This window comes from Curtobacterium sp. Leaf183 (genome assembly GCF_001424385.1).
GTDB lineage: Bacteria > Actinomycetota > Actinomycetes > Actinomycetales > Microbacteriaceae > Curtobacterium.
The window spans coordinates 350,791-365,965 of sequence record NZ_LMPO01000008.1 but is presented as its reverse complement, the minus strand read 5'-3'; the positions used below and the strand labels follow the sequence as shown (position 1 = coordinate 365,965).

13 protein-coding genes are annotated in these 15,175 nt (G+C 70.3%); 8 read left to right on the top strand and 5 right to left on the bottom strand.

Annotated features, from left to right (window positions below):
- Positions 1 to 24: 24 nt before the first annotated feature.
- Positions 25 to 519 (top strand): PH domain-containing protein, encoded by a 495-nt coding sequence (locus ASG04_RS17980; RefSeq protein ID WP_056122240.1) that lies wholly within the window; start codon positions 25 to 27, stop codon positions 517 to 519.
- An 89-nt stretch (positions 520 to 608) separates the two neighbouring features.
- On the opposite strand, the gene ASG04_RS08035 is transcribed toward ASG04_RS17980, so the two are convergent.
- Genes ASG04_RS08035 through ASG04_RS08025 form a run of 3 tightly spaced genes read right to left on the bottom strand, consistent with a single transcriptional unit; the run spans position 609 to position 4,674 of the window.
- The gene (locus ASG04_RS08035; protein WP_056122237.1) at positions 609 to 2,756 is read right to left on the bottom strand and encodes an ABC transporter ATP-binding protein; all 2,148 of its coding nucleotides are present in this window, start codon (positions 2,754 to 2,756) and stop codon (positions 609 to 611) included.
- Positions 2,749 to 3,687 (bottom strand): ABC transporter permease, encoded by a 939-nt coding sequence (locus ASG04_RS08030; RefSeq protein WP_082517893.1) that lies wholly within the window; start codon positions 3,685 to 3,687, stop codon positions 2,749 to 2,751. Before ASG04_RS08030 ends, ASG04_RS08035 begins: the two co-directional genes overlap by 8 nt.
- Before the next feature lie 3 nt (positions 3,688 to 3,690).
- A complete protein-coding gene (locus tag ASG04_RS08025; protein WP_056122234.1) occupies positions 3,691 to 4,674 on the bottom strand; it encodes an ABC transporter permease in 984 nt (327 codons plus the stop codon).
- A 259-nt stretch (positions 4,675 to 4,933) separates the two neighbouring features.
- Between ASG04_RS08025 and ASG04_RS08020 the strand changes: the two genes are divergently transcribed.
- Positions 4,934 to 6,649, top strand: coding sequence for an ABC transporter family substrate-binding protein (locus ASG04_RS08020; protein ID WP_162241704.1), 1,716 nt, complete (start codon positions 4,934 to 4,936; stop codon positions 6,647 to 6,649).
- Positions 6,650 to 6,712: 63 nt separating this feature from the next.
- Here ASG04_RS08020 and ASG04_RS18075 read toward each other — a convergent pair whose 3' ends face one another.
- Together ASG04_RS18075 and ASG04_RS08010 are read right to left on the bottom strand one after the other, a co-directional pair.
- Positions 6,713 to 7,102 (bottom strand): PH domain-containing protein, encoded by a 390-nt coding sequence (locus ASG04_RS18075; RefSeq protein ID WP_156463575.1) that lies wholly within the window; start codon positions 7,100 to 7,102, stop codon positions 6,713 to 6,715.
- 409 nt (positions 7,103 to 7,511) lie between these two features.
- Positions 7,512 to 8,261, bottom strand: a complete 750-nt coding sequence (locus ASG04_RS08010; RefSeq protein WP_056122225.1) for a CPBP family intramembrane glutamic endopeptidase — start codon at positions 8,259 to 8,261, stop codon at positions 7,512 to 7,514.
- A 139-nt stretch (positions 8,262 to 8,400) separates the two neighbouring features.
- Between ASG04_RS08010 and typA the strand changes: the two genes are divergently transcribed.
- The 6 genes from typA to dapC all read left to right on the top strand — a co-directional run bounded on the left by typA (position 8,401) and on the right by dapC (position 15,062).
- On the top strand, positions 8,401 to 10,323 hold the full coding sequence (typA, locus tag ASG04_RS08005) for a translational GTPase TypA (protein WP_056122222.1): 1,923 nt from the start codon (positions 8,401 to 8,403) through the stop codon (positions 10,321 to 10,323).
- Positions 10,324 to 10,455: 132 nt separating this feature from the next.
- Complete coding sequence (locus tag ASG04_RS08000) at positions 10,456 to 11,646, top strand: amidohydrolase (RefSeq protein WP_056122219.1); 1,191 nt, start codon at positions 10,456 to 10,458, stop codon at positions 11,644 to 11,646.
- Positions 11,647 to 11,747: 101 nt separating this feature from the next.
- Positions 11,748 to 12,293 (top strand): hypothetical protein, encoded by a 546-nt coding sequence (locus ASG04_RS07995; RefSeq protein ID WP_056122216.1) that lies wholly within the window; start codon positions 11,748 to 11,750, stop codon positions 12,291 to 12,293.
- A gap of 19 nt (positions 12,294 to 12,312) precedes the next feature.
- A complete protein-coding gene (locus ASG04_RS07990) occupies positions 12,313 to 13,575 on the top strand; it encodes a PIG-L family deacetylase (protein WP_162241703.1) in 1,263 nt (420 codons plus the stop codon).
- A gap of 37 nt (positions 13,576 to 13,612) precedes the next feature.
- Entirely contained in the window at positions 13,613 to 13,930 is a 318-nt protein-coding gene (gene fdxA / locus ASG04_RS07985) for a ferredoxin (RefSeq protein ID WP_056122211.1), read from the top strand.
- Positions 13,931 to 13,943: 13 nt separating this feature from the next.
- Positions 13,944 to 15,062, top strand: a complete 1,119-nt coding sequence (dapC, locus tag ASG04_RS07980; protein WP_056122206.1) for a succinyldiaminopimelate transaminase — start codon at positions 13,944 to 13,946, stop codon at positions 15,060 to 15,062.
- Positions 15,063 to 15,175 lie beyond the last annotated feature (113 nt).

Below are 15,175 nucleotides of genomic sequence, written 5' to 3'. Positions count from 1 at the left end.
CTCCGCGGCGGCCGCGGGGGACTGGTGTCGTCCGGCCTCGTCGTCGCGCTCGGGCTGGCGCTGCTGGTCGACGCCGCGGTGCGGGGCCGGTGGGACGTCGTCCTGCAGGCGCTCGGACCGATCGCGGTCGTCGTCTGGGCGGTCTGGGTGCTCATGGTCCGACCGACCGTCGTGGTGCGGCCGGACCGGCTGACGGTCACGAACCCGCTGCGGGTCGTCGAGCTGCCGTGGGGGGCGGTCGCGGACGTCCGGATGCGGTACCAGATCGTCGTCGAGGCGACCGACACGCGCAGGGTGACCTGCTGGGGCGGCCCGACACTGCCGCGCCCGAAGCCCGCGCGGCGCGGTGAGCGGCCCGTCATGCCGACCTCCCCGGAGCTCTCCGTCGTCCTCGACGCGTGGGCGGTCGCGCGCGACCGCGGACTGGACGGCGGCACGGTGACGCGCCGGTGGGACCGACCGGCGCTCGTCGTCGGAGCGGTCGCCGTGGTGCTGCTGGTGGTCTCGCTCCTCGTCTGAGCGGGTCCGGACCGACCAACGGCGGACGGGAGGCTCCCCACCGGTCCGGTGGGGAGCCTCCCGTCCGTCGTCGGGGGACGCGACCGCCCCTAGACCGCCGCCACCGCGCGCTGCGTGAGCAGGTCGTTCTGGTCGGTCTGGATGCAGGCGACGCCGCGCCCGTGCACGTGCCGCAGGGCGGGGTCGACCGTGCGGCACTGTTCCTTGCGGCGGTCGTCCAGCAGCTGGTACAGCGGGCACCGCGTACGGAACCGGCAGCCGTCGACCCGTTCGGTGGGCGACGGCAGGTCGCCGTCGAGCAGGATCCGGCCGCGCGCCGCCTCGGCGGACGGGTCCGGCACCGGCACTGCGGAGAGCAGCGCCCGTGTGTACGGGTGCTGCGGGTCGTCGAAGACCGCGTCACCGCTGCCGTACTCGACGATGCGACCGAGGTACATCACCGCGACGTCGTCCGCGATGTGCCGGACGACGGACAGGTCGTGCGCGACGAACAGGTAGGACAGGCCGAGTCGGTGCTTGAGGTCCTCGAGCAGGTTGATGACACCGGCCTGCACCGAGACGTCGAGGGCCGAGACGGGCTCGTCCAGCACCAGGATCGCGGGCTCGACGATCAGCGCACGCGCGATCCCGATCCGCTGGCGTTGGCCGCCGGAGAACTCGTGCGGGAACCGGTCGATGTAGCTCGGCTCGAGGCCCACGAGCGCCAGGGAGTCCTGCACCCGTCGCCGGATCTCGTCCTTCGGCACGCCCTGCACCGTCAGGGGCTCCCCGATGACCGAGCCGATGTCGAGCCGAGGGTCCAGCGACGCCATCGGGTCCTGGAAGACGACCTGGATGTTGCTCCGGAGCGCCAGCCGGTCCTTCTTGCTCAGCGTCGCGGTGTCGACGCCGTTCACCGCGATGGTGCCCTGCTGCGCGCCCGCGAGTTCGAGGATCTCCATGATGGTCGTCGTCTTGCCGCAGCCGGACTCGCCGACCAGGCCGAGGACCCTGCCGCGCTTGAGCTCGAGGGAGATCCCGTCGACCGCGTGGACCTCGCCGATCCGCCGGCGGAACACCGCGCCCTTGGTGAGCGGGAAGGTCTTCACGACGTCGTCGAGGCGCAGGACCACGTCGTCGCCGTGGTCGGTCGCCGCTTCTTCGATCTCCTCGGGACGGGGGAAGATATCGGACCGTCCGAGCGTGCCGGCGGCGATCTCGTCTCGGCGGATGCAGGCGGCGGTGTGGTCCTCGAGCACGGCGGGGGCGGAGACCATCGCGCCGGTCGGCAGGTCGGCGATGCTGCCGGCGCCCGCGTTGGTGATGCTCGGCGACAGCAGGGCGGGCTCGCCGTCGCGGCAGGCGTCGATCACCGCGGGGCACCGGTCCGCGAAGGGGCAGCCGGTGGGCTTCTGGGTGAGCAGGGGCGGTCGGCCCTCGAGCGGGACGAGGCGTTCGGTGCGCGGTGCCGTCATGTTCGGCATCGACCGGAGCAGGCCGATCGTGTACGGCATCACCGGCTCGCGGAAGAGCGTGTGCACCGGCGCGTTCTCGACGATGCGTCCGGCGTACATCACCGCGACGCGGTCGACGTTGCCGGCGACGACACCCAGGTCGTGGGTGATGAGCACGACGGCGGCCCCGGTCATCTCCTTCGCCGTCTGCAGCACGTCGAGGATCTGCGCCTGGATCGTCACGTCGAGCGCGGTCGTCGGCTCGTCGGCGATGATGAGCTTCGGGTCGTTGGCGATGGCGATCGCGATCATGGCCCGCTGCCGCATGCCACCGGAGAACTCGTGCGGGAACGCGTCCAGCCGTCGTGCCGGGTTCGGGATGCCGACCACCCGCAGGAGCTCCTCGGCCCGGGCGCGGGCGGCGTGCGCGGTAAGCGACCGGTCGTGCAGTCGCAGGCCCTCGACGATCTGCTGGCCGATCGTGTACACGGGCGTCAGGGCCGACAGCGGGTCCTGGAACACCATCGCGATGTCGCGGCCGCGCAGCCGTGACATCTCGCGGTCGTTCATGCCGACGAGCTCCCGGCCGTCGTACTTGATGCTGCCGCCGACCTGGGCCGACGAGGGCAGCAGGCCCATGACGGCCATCGAGGAGACCGACTTGCCGGATCCGGACTCGCCGACGATCCCGAGGAACTCGCCCTGGCGGACCTCGTAGTCGACGCCACGGACCGCGTAGACCGGCCTGGTCTTCGCGTTGAAGGTGACCGAGAGGTCCGAGACGGAGAGCAGGGGGTCAGTCACGGTTGGCTCCGGAGGTCGGGTCGATGGCGTCGCGCAGGGCGTCGCCGAGCAGGCTCGTGGACAGGACGGTCGCGACGAGGGTGGCAGCGGGCAGGACGAACAGCCATGGACGGGTGACCGCGGACTGGCTGCCCGCGGCGAGCAGGGTGCCGAGTGACACGTCGGGCACCTGGATGCCGAACCCGAAGAAGCTCAGGGTGCTCTCCGCCAGGATCATCGCCCCGACGCCCAGCGTGGCGTCGATGATCAGCAGCGACGCGACGTTCGGCAGGATGTGCCGACGGATGATCGTGCGCGCGGGAACGCCCATGAAGCGCGCTGCCTTGACGTAGTCGCGCTCGCGCAGGGACATCGTCTGCCCGCGGATCACCCGCGCCATGATCATCCAGTTGAAGATGGCGAGCCCGATGATCAGGGCCACCCAGGTCAGGTTCTTGAACACCGGGCTGAGCAGCACCAGCGCGTAGAACGAGGGGATCACGAGCAGCAGGTCGATCGCCCAGACGATCGCCCGGTCGGCGAACCCGCCGAAGTACCCGGCGATCGCGCCGATGACACCGGCGATGAGGGTCGACCCCGGACCGGCGATGAGCCCGATCAGCAGCGACTTCTGCAGGCCGACGAGCGTCTGCGCGTAGATGTCCTGGCCGATGTCGTTCGTGCCGAACCAGTGCGACGCGCTCGGCCCCATGCCGAACGCGAGTCCGTCCGAGTCCACCGCGTTCCAGTGGTAGAGCAGCGGGCCGACGAAGGCCCAGAGGATGATCAGCAGCAGCGCCGTGGCACCGATCCGCGCGCGCCAGGTGCCGAGCACCTTGCGCCAGAACGGGACGCGCCGGCTGGTGGCGTCGACGACGTGCGCGGGCACACCGGCGTTGCCGTCACCCGGGTCGCCGGCGGTGGTCGTGGTGGTGGGGTCGAGAACGGACACGGGTCACACCCTCACTCGCGGGTCGAGCGCCGCGTACAGGAGATCCGCCAGCGTCCCGGCGATGAGCACCAGGATGGCCGTGAACAGGATGGTCCCGGCCGCTGCGTTGACGTCGTTGTTGGTGATGCTGGTGACGAAGTACTCGCCCATCCCGTGCCAGCTGAACACGAGCTCGGTCACGCTCGCGCCGGTCAGGATCAGGCCGAACGAGTACGCGAAGAACGTCGACATCGGGATGAGCGCCACCCGGACGCCGTGTCGCATGATCGCCGAACCGCGCGTGCGGCCCTTCGACCGCGCGGTGCGGATGAAGTCGTTCGACAGCACGTCGAGCATCGCCGAGCGCTGGTACCGCGAGTAGCTCGCGACGGCACCGATCGTCAGCGAGATCGTCGGCAGCAGCAGGTGCACCAGGCGGTCGCCGAGGTTCGCGAAGAACCCACCGCCGTACCCGGGCGTGTACTCGCCCGTGAACCGGATCACCTGGGTCCCCACGGCGCTGTTGAGCCCGGTCGCCAGGATCATGAGCACGACCGCGATGACGAACACCGGCGTCGCGAGGACCGCGAACGACAGGTAGGTCGAGACCTGGTCGGAGGTCCGGTACTGCCGGACCGCGTTCCAGACGCCGAGCAGCACACCGAGGACCGCGCCCAGCAGCGCGCCGATCACCAGCAGCCGCAGACTCGTGCCGGATCGCGAGACGATGTCGGCCGTCACCTCGGTGCTGCGCGTGCTGATCCCGAGCGAGCCGCGCGTGACCAGGTCGACCCACCAGTTCCAGGTGCGCACCAGGACAGGGACGTTGGGGTCCGCTCCGAGCTTGGCGAGCGCCGCGTCGATCGTCCCCTGCGGCACGGGCGGGTTCTTGCCGTAGAACCGGGCCGCCGGGTTGAGCGTGGTGCTGGCGAGGATGTATCCGAGCGTCGTCGCGACGATCGTCAGGATCACGTAGTTGACGATCCGTTTCGCGATGAATGCGAGCATTGGCGGTTCCCAGGGGTCGATTGACCGTCCGGCCGGACGGCGCTGTCGGTGGGGACAGCGTAGTCGCCCGACGGCGTGGGCCAGGACGACTTGCGCAACGGTAGACAACGACTGTTACGGCCTTGTTTCGATTCGGTACTGCTGTTCCCCGCGGCGCGCGGCATGTGGCTAGGGTCGACTCCCAACAGCCACGGCGGCGGGGGTCGCCGTGTTCGGCGCGATGTGCGCGACACAACGAAAGGGAATCCTCGCGATGCGAATGAGGATGAAGGCAACGGCCGTACTGGCCCTCGCGGCGGCGTCCGCCGTCGTGCTCGCCGGTTGCTCCGGCGGCGGTGGAACGGCAGGCAACGACAGCTCGGCGGTCGCCTCGTCGTCGCTGAAGTCGACCGGCTGGACCACGGCCGACCGTGACTCGATCAAGGACGGGGGCTCGATCACCCTCCCCATCGACTCCGCTCCCGCCAACTGGCAGCTGGCCAACCTGGACTCCGGGACGGTCGACGACAACACGATCTCCGGCACCTACCTGCCGGGCTTCATCCAGTTCAAGGAGAACGGGGAGTGGGAGCCGAACAAGGACTACGTCGACTCGATCAAGCTGACGAAGGACTCGCCCCAGACCGTCGAGATCAAGATCAACCCCAAGGCGGTCTGGTCCGACGGCACCCCCATCACCGAGAAGGACGTCGAGGCGAACTGGAAGGCGCTCAACGGCAAGGACGCCGCGTTCGCCCCGCTCGCCACGAACGTCTGGGAGGACGTCGACTCGGTCACGCAGGGCTCCAGCGCCCAGGACGTCATCGTCACCTTCTCGAAGGTGAACGCGGACTGGCCGTCGGTCTTCACGGCGATCTACCCCTACTGGGCCGTGGACACCCCCGACCACTTCAACAAGGCGTGGGCCAAGGGTCCGTACGCCGCTGACGGCACGACGTACGTGTCGGGCGGCCCGTACATCCTGAAGTCCTTCGACACCAACGGCGGTGTCGTGACCTTCGAGAAGAACTCCAAGTGGTGGGGTGACGCACCGAAGCTCGACACGATCATCTTCAAGACGGTGTCCCGGGACGGCGTCTCGCAGGCGTACGCCAACAAGGAGCTCGACGCGTTCAACCTGAACGGCAGCGCGGACAACTACAAGACCGCCAACTCGCGCTCGGACTCCAAGATCGAGCGTTCGCTCGGCACCACGCAGCGGCAGATCACCCTGAACGGCACCGCCGACGTCTTCAAGGACGCCGAGGTCCGTCAGGCCTTCGCCCAGTCGATCAACCGCAAGGTCCTGGCCCAGGCGATCCTGTCGCCGGTCAAGAGCCCCGGTGGGGTGCTCAACAGCCTGGTGTACCTGCCCGGTCAGAAGGGCTACACCGACCACGTCTCGAGCGTGTACGGCTACGACGCCGCGAAGGCGAAGTCCAAGGTCGAGGACGCCGGTTGGAAGATCGGTTCGGACGGCTACGCGACCAAGGGCGGCAAGACGCTCGAGGTCCGGTTCGTGATCCCGTCGGACAACCCGAACTCGGCGAACGTGGCACAGCTGGTCCAGCAGCAGACCAAGGCCGCCGGCTTCAAGGTGACGATCGACACCGTCCCGACCGATGACTTCTTCACGAAGTACATCACCACGGACGGCCGCGACTTCGACGCGACGTACTTCGCCTGGCAGGGCACGCCGTTCCCGGTGTCCTCGCTCAAGTCGATCTACTACCCGGCCGACGCCGGCCAGAACTACACCGGCGTGACGGACTCGTCGCTCGGTGCGGCCTGGGACAAGGCGAACGCCGAACTCGACGCGTCCAAGCGCATCGACGACGCCAACGCGATCGACAAGAAGATCGTCAAGGTCGCCGGCACCATCCCGCTGTTCGCCGAGCCCTACGCCTGGGGTGTGCGCAAGGACCTGGTGAACTACGGTCCGGCACAGTTCCAGCAGTCCTCGGTCAAGTGGCAGGACGTGGGCTACAAGCAGTAGGCACGACCGGAACGGGGCGCGTCACCGACGGTGGCGCGCCCCGTTCGTCGTTCTCCGGTCGCGTCAGAGTCGCGCCGCGGCCAGCGACGCCGCGACGCCGAGGACGACCATCGCCAGGATCGACCAGCCGTGCGCCCGGTGCACGATGGGCAGCGCCGCGACCGTCGCCGGCGGTGGGCCGTCCTGCACCGCGACCACGGGGACGCGGGCGAGCACCTCGGCCGCCACGGCGTCGACGGTTGCCGGCACCGAGCCTCCCGGTCGGTCGATGCGCAGGCGCGCCGTCGGGCGGGGCGCGATCCAGGTGCGCCGATCGGGTTCGGTGGACTGCACCTCGATGCCGTACTTGGTCCGGATCCCGGTGACGCGAGGCCAGGCGTAGGTCGAGGTCCGGCGGACGTCGACGACGACGAGCGCGTCGGGAGTGAGCTCGAGGCGGGGACGCCACAGCACCGCNCGACGCACAGGCTCGGGACGGGCACGAGCCACGCCGGGCTCGTGCCCCGGACGACGAAGCCCAGGACGAACAGCACCGCGGCGACGACCCACAGCGCGACGGCGAGCGTCCGCATGCCGGGGGCGACGATCCGCACGACGTCGGGGGCGGGGGAGTCGCTCATCCTGCAATCGTAGGAGGGCGTCCATGAGGACACCTCCCCGGGGACGCCTGCTGAGCGGACGTGAAACGCCTTGCGCGTACCAGCTGGCGACCCGATTCCCCGGGGAGGCAAGTCCGTGGTGGACCTCTCGTACCGACGATGGTGCGCGCCCCTAGAAGTGGTGTCAATACCCCGATCCGAAACGATCCCGGGAGGACACGCCGTCGTTGCGGTGATCGGCCACTCGCTCGTCGCGGCAGGGATCAGGAGAAGAGCTGCGGGAACGCGTGCGCGACGAACGGGTACCCGACGAACACCGCCGCGTCGAGCAGACAGTGCGTGACGATGAGCGGCATGAGCCGCCCCCACCGCGTGTAGATCCAGCCGAACACGATGCCCATCACGGCGTTCCCCACGAAGGCGCCGAACCCCTGGTACAGGTGGTAGCTGCCCCGCAGCAGCGCCGTGGACAGGATGATCTGCCAGCGTCCCCAGCCGAGTTCGCCCAGACGCCGGTACAGGTACCCGATGACGATGACCTCCTCCTGCAGCCCCGACCGGACGGCGGACAGCAGGAGGACGGGGACGGTCCACCAGTACGAGCCGAGGGCAGCCGGGTCGACGTCGACCGTGAAGCCGAGCGCGCGGCCCGTGAAGTACAGCGCCAGCCCGGGGATCCCGATGCCGAGCGCGATGAGCACGGGCAGGCCCAGGTCGGGCTTGAGGCGGAACCGGTCGATCCCGAGCGCGGACAGGTGCGGGCGGGTGCTGCGCCAGAGCAGGAAGCACACGAGCGCGACCGGGGCCAGGTCGACCGCGATGCCCACGAGCTGCCGCGCCAGGTCGACGTACTGCACGGTCGTGGTCGACGTGTTCAGCGCCGTGGACTGCTGGCCCAACGGGGTCGTCTGCGACAGGTCGTCGATGATCTGCAGGATCGAGTAGAGCGCGCTGCCGCCCAGCGAGAGCAGCAGGACGATCGCGATCTCGGACCACGTTCGCCGTCGGCTCATTCGCTGTACTCCTGTCGGTTGCGCACTACCGGTAGACTGGTGTGTCGGGCGTTCTGCCCGCGGGTGCGGTGCCGTCGACGGCAACTGTGTTGATCGACTACTGGCCCGACACTCTCCCAGAAACTGAAGGATGTCCTGTATGGCGCTCGCCACCCGGTCCGACCTGCGCAACGTCGCCATCGTGGCACACGTCGACCACGGCAAGACCACCCTCGTCGACGCGATGCTCACGCAGACCAACTCGTTCGACGCCCACTTCGAGGGCGAAGACCGCATGATGGACTCGAACGACCTCGAGCGCGAGAAGGGCATCACGATCCTCGCGAAGAACACGTCGGTGCTCTACAACGGCAAGCACGCGACCGAGTTCGGCGCCGACGGCCCCATCACGATCAACGTCATCGACACCCCGGGTCACGCTGACTTCGGTGGGGAAGTCGAGCGCGGCCTGTCCATGGTCGACGGTGTCGTGCTGCTCGTCGACGCGTCCGAGGGCCCCCTGCCCCAGACCCGCTTCGTGCTCCGCAAGGCCCTCGCCGCCAAGCTCCCGGTGATCCTGCTCGTCAACAAGACGGACCGCCCCGACTCCCGCATCGACGAGGTCGTCTCCGAGTCCCAGGACCTGCTCCTCGGCCTCGCCTCCGACCTGTCGGACGAGGTCGACGACCTCGACCTCGACGCCATCCTCGACGTCCCCGTGGTCTACGCCTCTGGTCGCAACGGTGCCGCGAGCCGCAACAAGCCGAACGACGGCGAGCTGCCCGACAACGACGACCTCGAGCCGCTGTTCGAGGCGATCCTGCAGCACGTCCCGGCCCCGAAGTACGACGACGAGCACCCGCTGCAGGCGCACGTCACGAACCTCGACGCCTCGCCGTTCCTCGGTCGCCTCGCGCTGCTGCGCATCTTCCACGGCACCATGAAGAAGGGCCAGACGGTCGCGTGGGTCAAGCACGACGGCACCGTCGTCAACGCCCGCATCACCGAGCTCCTCATCACGAAGGCGCTCGACCGCTACCCGGCCGAGTCCGCGGGCCCCGGTGACATCGTCGCCGTCGCCGGCTTCGACACGATCACCATCGGTGAGACCCTGACCGACCCCGAGGACGTCCGGCCGCTGCCGACCATCACGGTCGACGACCCGGCGATCTCGATGACGATCGGCACGAACACCAGCCCGCTCGTCGGCAAGGTCAAGGGCCACAAGCTCACCGCCCGCATGGTCAAGGAGCGCCTCGACCGCGAGCTCGTCGGCAACGTCTCGCTCAAGGTCCTCGACATCGGCCGCCCCGACGCGTGGGAGGTCCAGGGCCGTGGTGAGCTCGCGCTCGCCATCCTGGTCGAGCAGATGCGTCGCGAGGGCTTCGAGCTCACCGTCGGCAAGCCGCAGGTCGTCACCAAGCGTGACGAGAACGGCAAGCTCCAGGAGCCGTTCGAGCACATGACGATCGACACCCCCGAGGAGTACCTCGGCGCGATCACGCAGCTCATGGCCGCTCGCAAGGGCCGCATGGAGAACATGACGAACCACGGCACCGGCTGGGTGCGCATGGAGTTCATCGTCCCGTCGCGCGGCCTGATCGGCTTCCGCACGTCGTTCCTCACGGAGACCCGCGGCACCGGCATCGCCAACGCGATCTTCCACGGCTACGACGACTGGGCCGGTGCGATCCAGACGCGCATCAACGGCTCGATCGTCTCCGACCGCTCCGGTGTGGTCACGCCCTTCGCCATCACGAACCTGCAGGAGCGCATGTCGTTCTTCGTGAACCCGACCGAAGAGGTCTACGAGGGCATGGTCATCGGCGAGAACTCGCGCGCCGACGACATGGACGTGAACATCACCAAGGAGAAGAAGCTCACGAACATGCGTTCGGCGAACGCGGACACCTTCGAGTCGATGACGCCGTCGCGGCAGCTGTCGCTCGAGGAGTGCCTCGAGTTCGCGCGTGAGGACGAGTGCGTCGAGGTCACCCCCGCCGCAGTCCGCATCCGCAAGGTCGAGCTCGACGCGTCGGCCCGCCAGCGTTCCTACGCGCGCCTCAAGCGCCAGGACGCGTAGCCGGACAGCACACCCAGGAGGCCCCGCCTCCGTCCGACGGCCCGGTCACCGCTCCAGGTGGCCGGGCCGTCGGCATGTCCGCCACGTCGTCGACGTGGCCGCCGCGTCGGTGTCGGGCGATACGGTGGTCGGGTGACAATCGACCTCCTCGCGCTGTACCAGGACCTGCACGCCCACCCGGAACTCGGCTTCCAGGAGCACCGGACGGCCGGCATCGTCGCCGACCGGCTCGCCGACCTGGGCATCGACACGACCACCGCTGTCGGCGGGACGGGCGTCGTCGGGGTCCTGACGAACGGCGACGGCCCCGTGGTGTGGCTCCGCGCCGACATGGACGGCCTGCCGGTCGAGGAACAGACGGGCCTGCCGTACGCCAGCACCCACCGCGGCACGGACGAGACCGGGCGCGAGGTCCCCACCATGCACGCCTGCGGCCACGACATCCACGTGACGTGGCTGCTCGGCACGCTCGAGCGTCTGGTCGCCACGACGGCCGACTGGCACGGCACGGTCGTCGCCGTCTTCCAGCCCGCCGAAGAGGTCATCTCCGGCGCCCGCGCGATGATCGAGGACGGCCTCGTCGACCGGTTCCCGACGCCCGACGTGGTCCTCGGGCAGCACTCGGCGCCGGCGCCCGTCGGCACGGTCGCCGTCGGTTCCGGCCCGGTGATGGCCTCGAGCGACCGCTTCACGGTGACGTTCAACGGACGGGGTGCGCACGGGTCCGCCCCGCAGGCCTCGCTCGACCCGATCGTCACCGCGGCGTCGGCGGTCGTCCGGTTGCAGACCGTCGTGTCGCGCGAGGTCGGCCCCAGCGACGCCGGCGTCGTGACCGTCGGCACGTTCCACGCCGGCACCCGGCCGAACATCATCCCGGACACGGCCGTCATCGAGATCTCCACCCGCGCCCGCAACGAGGACACCCGCGCCCGCATCGTCGCGTCCATCGAGCGCATCGTCCGCGCCGAGAGCGAGGCCGGCGGGCTGTCGGCCCCGACCATCGAGCGCGCTCCGGGTGCCGACGTGCTCGTGAACGACCCGACGCACGCGGCGCGGGTGCTCGACGCGATCCGCCCGGTCGTCCCGAAGGCGGTCGATCTGGAATCCGGGCTCGCCATGGCGTCCGAGGACGTCGGGCAGCTCGCCACCGCGGCCGGCGTGCCGATCGTCTACTGGTTCACCGGGATCACCGACCCGGAGCTGTTCCGCACCGGTGCTGACATCCCGAGCAACCACTCGCCGTTCTACGCGCCGCAGGCCGACACGGCCATCCCGGTGGGCGTCGACGCGCTCGTCGCGGCGGTCGGCGCATACCTGCGCTGACGCGCCGGGACGAACAGGAGGCCGTGGTCGCGCCCGACGCACAGGTGACCTTCTCAGGGAACTCAGGCCCGGCCTCCCGGATGGTCGGTTACGGTCGGCGCATGCGTTCCTCCCTCCGCACTCCGCTCGTTGCCGCCGTCGCCGCCGGCATCGCCCTGGCCGGCCTGACCGGTTGCTCGAGTGAGTCGGTCAAGCAGGCCACCGACCTCGGCTCCTCCGTGGCGTCGAGCGTCAGCGACGGCGTGCGGAACATCGACGGCAAGGCCATCGAGCAGGGCATGGCCAACGTCGCCGGCGGCATCGACGGTGCGCTCGACACCGCGCTCAAGGGTGCCGACGTGACGAGCGACGGCCAGGTCCCCGACGGGTTCCCGACCGCGGCCGTCCCGCTGGTGGACGGCACGGTCAAGGGCGGTGGGACCGGCCCGAACGACTCCGGGTGGGTCGTGCAGGTGCAGGCATCGTCCGTCGACGACTTCGCCGCCGCGGCGCAGCAGCTCACCGACGCCGGGTTCACCGAGTCGGCCAAGCGCGCGGACTCCTCGAGCGCGTTCGGGATCTTCCGGAGCGACGACCACCGCGTGGTGCTCACCTTCTCGAAGGGCGACGGCGGCGCGACGGCGACCTACATCGTGACCCCGCGTTAGGCGAAGTACCCTGGGCATGATGTCCAAGGCCTCCGCGACGCGCCCCGAGCGCGTGCTCCTCGTCCACGCCCACCCCGACGACGAGACCCTGTCGTCCGGCGGGACGATCGCGACCCTGCTCGAACTCGGTGCGCACGTGACCGTGCTGACGGCGACCCGCGGTGAGCGCGGCGAGATGCTGACCGCGTCGCTCGCACCGCTCGCCGGCGACGGACCGCGCGTGGCGGCGCACCGCGAGACCGAGATCCGCGCGGCACTCGCTGCCCTCGGCGGACCCGACCACCTGTGGCTCGGGGGACCGGGCGCTCGCCCGACCGACCTGCCCGAACGGCGCTACACGGACTCCGGCATGCAGTGGGGGCCGGACGGGCGTGCTCAGGCCGCGGACGACGCCCCGGCCGACTCCCTGACGGCTGCCGACCTGGGCGAGGTCGTCGACGACGTCCGTGCCGCGATCCGCTCGACGATGGCGGACGCCGTCGTCAGCTACGCCGACGACGGCGGCTACGGACACCCCGACCACGTCCGGGTGCACCACGCTGCCCGCTACGCCGCCCGTGCCGAGGACGTCCCGTTCTCGATGATCGTCGACCCCGACGACGCCGCGGGGACCGACATGACCGTCGACGTCCTGCCCGTCCGGGCGAAGGTCCGTGCGGCGATCGAGCAGTACCGCTCGCAGGTGACCGTGGACCCGGTCGACCCCGCCGACCCGACCGCGCTGTCGTGGGTGATGCCGCACGGCGTCCGGCAGCACGCCCCCGCGGTCGAGGCGTTCCGGCACGACGCACCGGCGGCCGAGCCCGCACCGGAGACGTTCGCCGACATGACCCCGGCGGGCAAGGTGACCTCGGTCGTCGTCGCCGGTGTGCTCGGGGTGCTCGCCGGTGGCCTGGGGACGATCACCCACCAGCAGACGCTCGGCGCGTTCCCGGCCGGCATCGTGCTGACGACGCTCATCGCGGTCGGTCTGACGGTCGGCGTGCGGCTGCTCTACCGGTCCCGTGCGATGGTCGCCGCCGTCGGGATCGGGATCATCGTCGCGACCCAGGTGCTGGTCGCCGTCGGCGGGCAGAGCTCGCCGCTCGTGCTGGCGAACACCGCGGGGTACGTCTGGACGTTCGGTCCGGCTGTCATCGCGATGCTGGCGCTCGCGTGGCCGGACCTGTCCGGGTTGCGCGCAGCGCGCTCGGGCGGCGGTTCCACGACGTCGACGCGCTCGGGCGACGGGTCTGCGACAGGTGTCGCCGCGCGGTCAGGCTCCGCCGCGTCGCACGAGTAGACTCGCAACCGCTCAGTTCGAAGGGAGCACCCCGACCGTGACCTACGTGATCGCCCAGCCCTGTGTCGACGTCAAGGACCGTGCGTGCATCGACGAATGCCCCGTCGACTGCATCTACGAAGGCGATCGGTCGCTCTACATCCACCCGGACGAGTGCGTCGACTGCGGTGCCTGCGAACCGGTCTGCCCGGTCGAGGCCATCTACTACGAGGACGACCTGCCCGACCAGTGGGCCGACTACTACAAGGCGAACGTCGAGTTCTTCGAGGAAGTCGGTTCACCGGGCGGTGCCGCCAAGGTCGGCGTGATCCACAAGGACCACCCGGTCGTCATGGCCGAACCGCCGCGCGGCTGAGCCGGACCGTCCCGTGGCGCTCGACCTCCCCGACTTCCCCTGGGACCAGCTCGTCCCCTACAAGACGCGCGCCGCCGGACACGAGGGCGGCATCGTCGACCTGAGCGTCGGTTCCCCGGTCGACCCGACCCCCGCCGTGGTGCGCACGGCCCTCGCCGAGGCCACCGACGCGCACGCCTACCCGCAGGTGGCGGGGACCCCGGCGCTGCGTCAGGCGATCGCCGACTGGTACGGCCGCCGTCACGGCGTCACGCTGACCGAGGAGCAGACGCTGCCGACGATCGGCTCGAAGGAGTTCATCGCGGGCTTGGCGCTGTGGCTCGGCATCGGCCGCGGTGACACCGTCGTGTTCCCGGCCGCCGCGTACCCGACCTACGAGCTCGGTGCTGCGCTCGTCGGTGCCACCGCCCTGGCGTCGGACGACCCCGCCGCGTGGCCGGTCGGCACGAAGCTCGTGTGGCTGAACTCCCCGGGCAACCCCGACGGTCGCGTCCTGTCCATCGAGGAACTCCGGCTCGCCGTGGCCCGTGCGCGCGAACTCGGGGCCGTCATCGTCGGCGACGAGTGCTACGCCGAACTCGGCTGGGAACCGCCCTACGACACCCAGCCGACGCCGACCATCCTCGACGCCCGCGTGGTGGGGGACTCGGTCGACGGGGTCCTCAGCGTGTACTCCCTCTCCAAGCAGTCGAACCTGGCCGGGTACCGCGCCGCGTTCGTCGCCGGTGACGCCGCGGTCCTGGCCGACGTGCTGGCCGTCCGCAAGCACACCGGCATGATGCCGCCGCTGCCGGTGCAGCAGGCGATGGTGGTCGCCCTCGCCGACACCGCGCACGTCCAACAGCAGAAGGCCAGGTACCGTGCCCGACGCGGCATGCTCCGTCGCGCGCTCGAGGGCGCCGGCTTCCGCGTCGACCACAGCGAAGCCGGGTTGTACCTCTGGGCGACCCGCGGCGAACCGGCGCTCGACACCGTCGCGTGGCTGGCGGACCGGGGCATCCTCGTGGCCCCGGGGACCTTCTACGGCGCGGCCGGCGGCCAGCACGTGCGGGTCGCGCTGACGGCCACCGACGAGCGGATCGCCGCCGCCGCACAGCGCCTGACGAGCGGCCGTCGGCTCGCCGGCGACTGAACCGCCTGCTCGACGGGGCGTCCGCCAGTGGCGAGTCCCACCAAGTTCCCACCGCCCGGGTGTGCACGAGCGACAGAGCGCACGATTAGGCTGTCCGGTGTGACTGACACTGC

What these genes read in the sequence shown, in the direction of transcription:
- ASG04_RS08010 (WP_056122225.1), bottom strand. Translation starts at nt 8,261, where the DNA reads ATGAGCCGACGGCGAACGTGGTCCGAGATCGCGATCGTCCTGCTGCTC.
- ASG04_RS08020 (WP_162241704.1), top strand. Translation starts at nt 4,934, where the DNA reads ATGAGGATGAAGGCAACGGCCGTACTGGCCCTCGCGGCGGCGTCCGCC.
- ASG04_RS07990 (WP_162241703.1), top strand. Translation starts at nt 12,313, where the DNA reads ATGTCCAAGGCCTCCGCGACGCGCCCCGAGCGCGTGCTCCTCGTCCAC.
- ASG04_RS08025 (WP_056122234.1), bottom strand. Translation starts at nt 4,674, where the DNA reads ATGCTCGCATTCATCGCGAAACGGATCGTCAACTACGTGATCCTGACG.
- ASG04_RS07995 (WP_056122216.1), top strand. Translation starts at nt 11,748, where the DNA reads ATGCGTTCCTCCCTCCGCACTCCGCTCGTTGCCGCCGTCGCCGCCGGC.
- typA (WP_056122222.1), top strand. Translation starts at nt 8,401, where the DNA reads ATGGCGCTCGCCACCCGGTCCGACCTGCGCAACGTCGCCATCGTGGCA.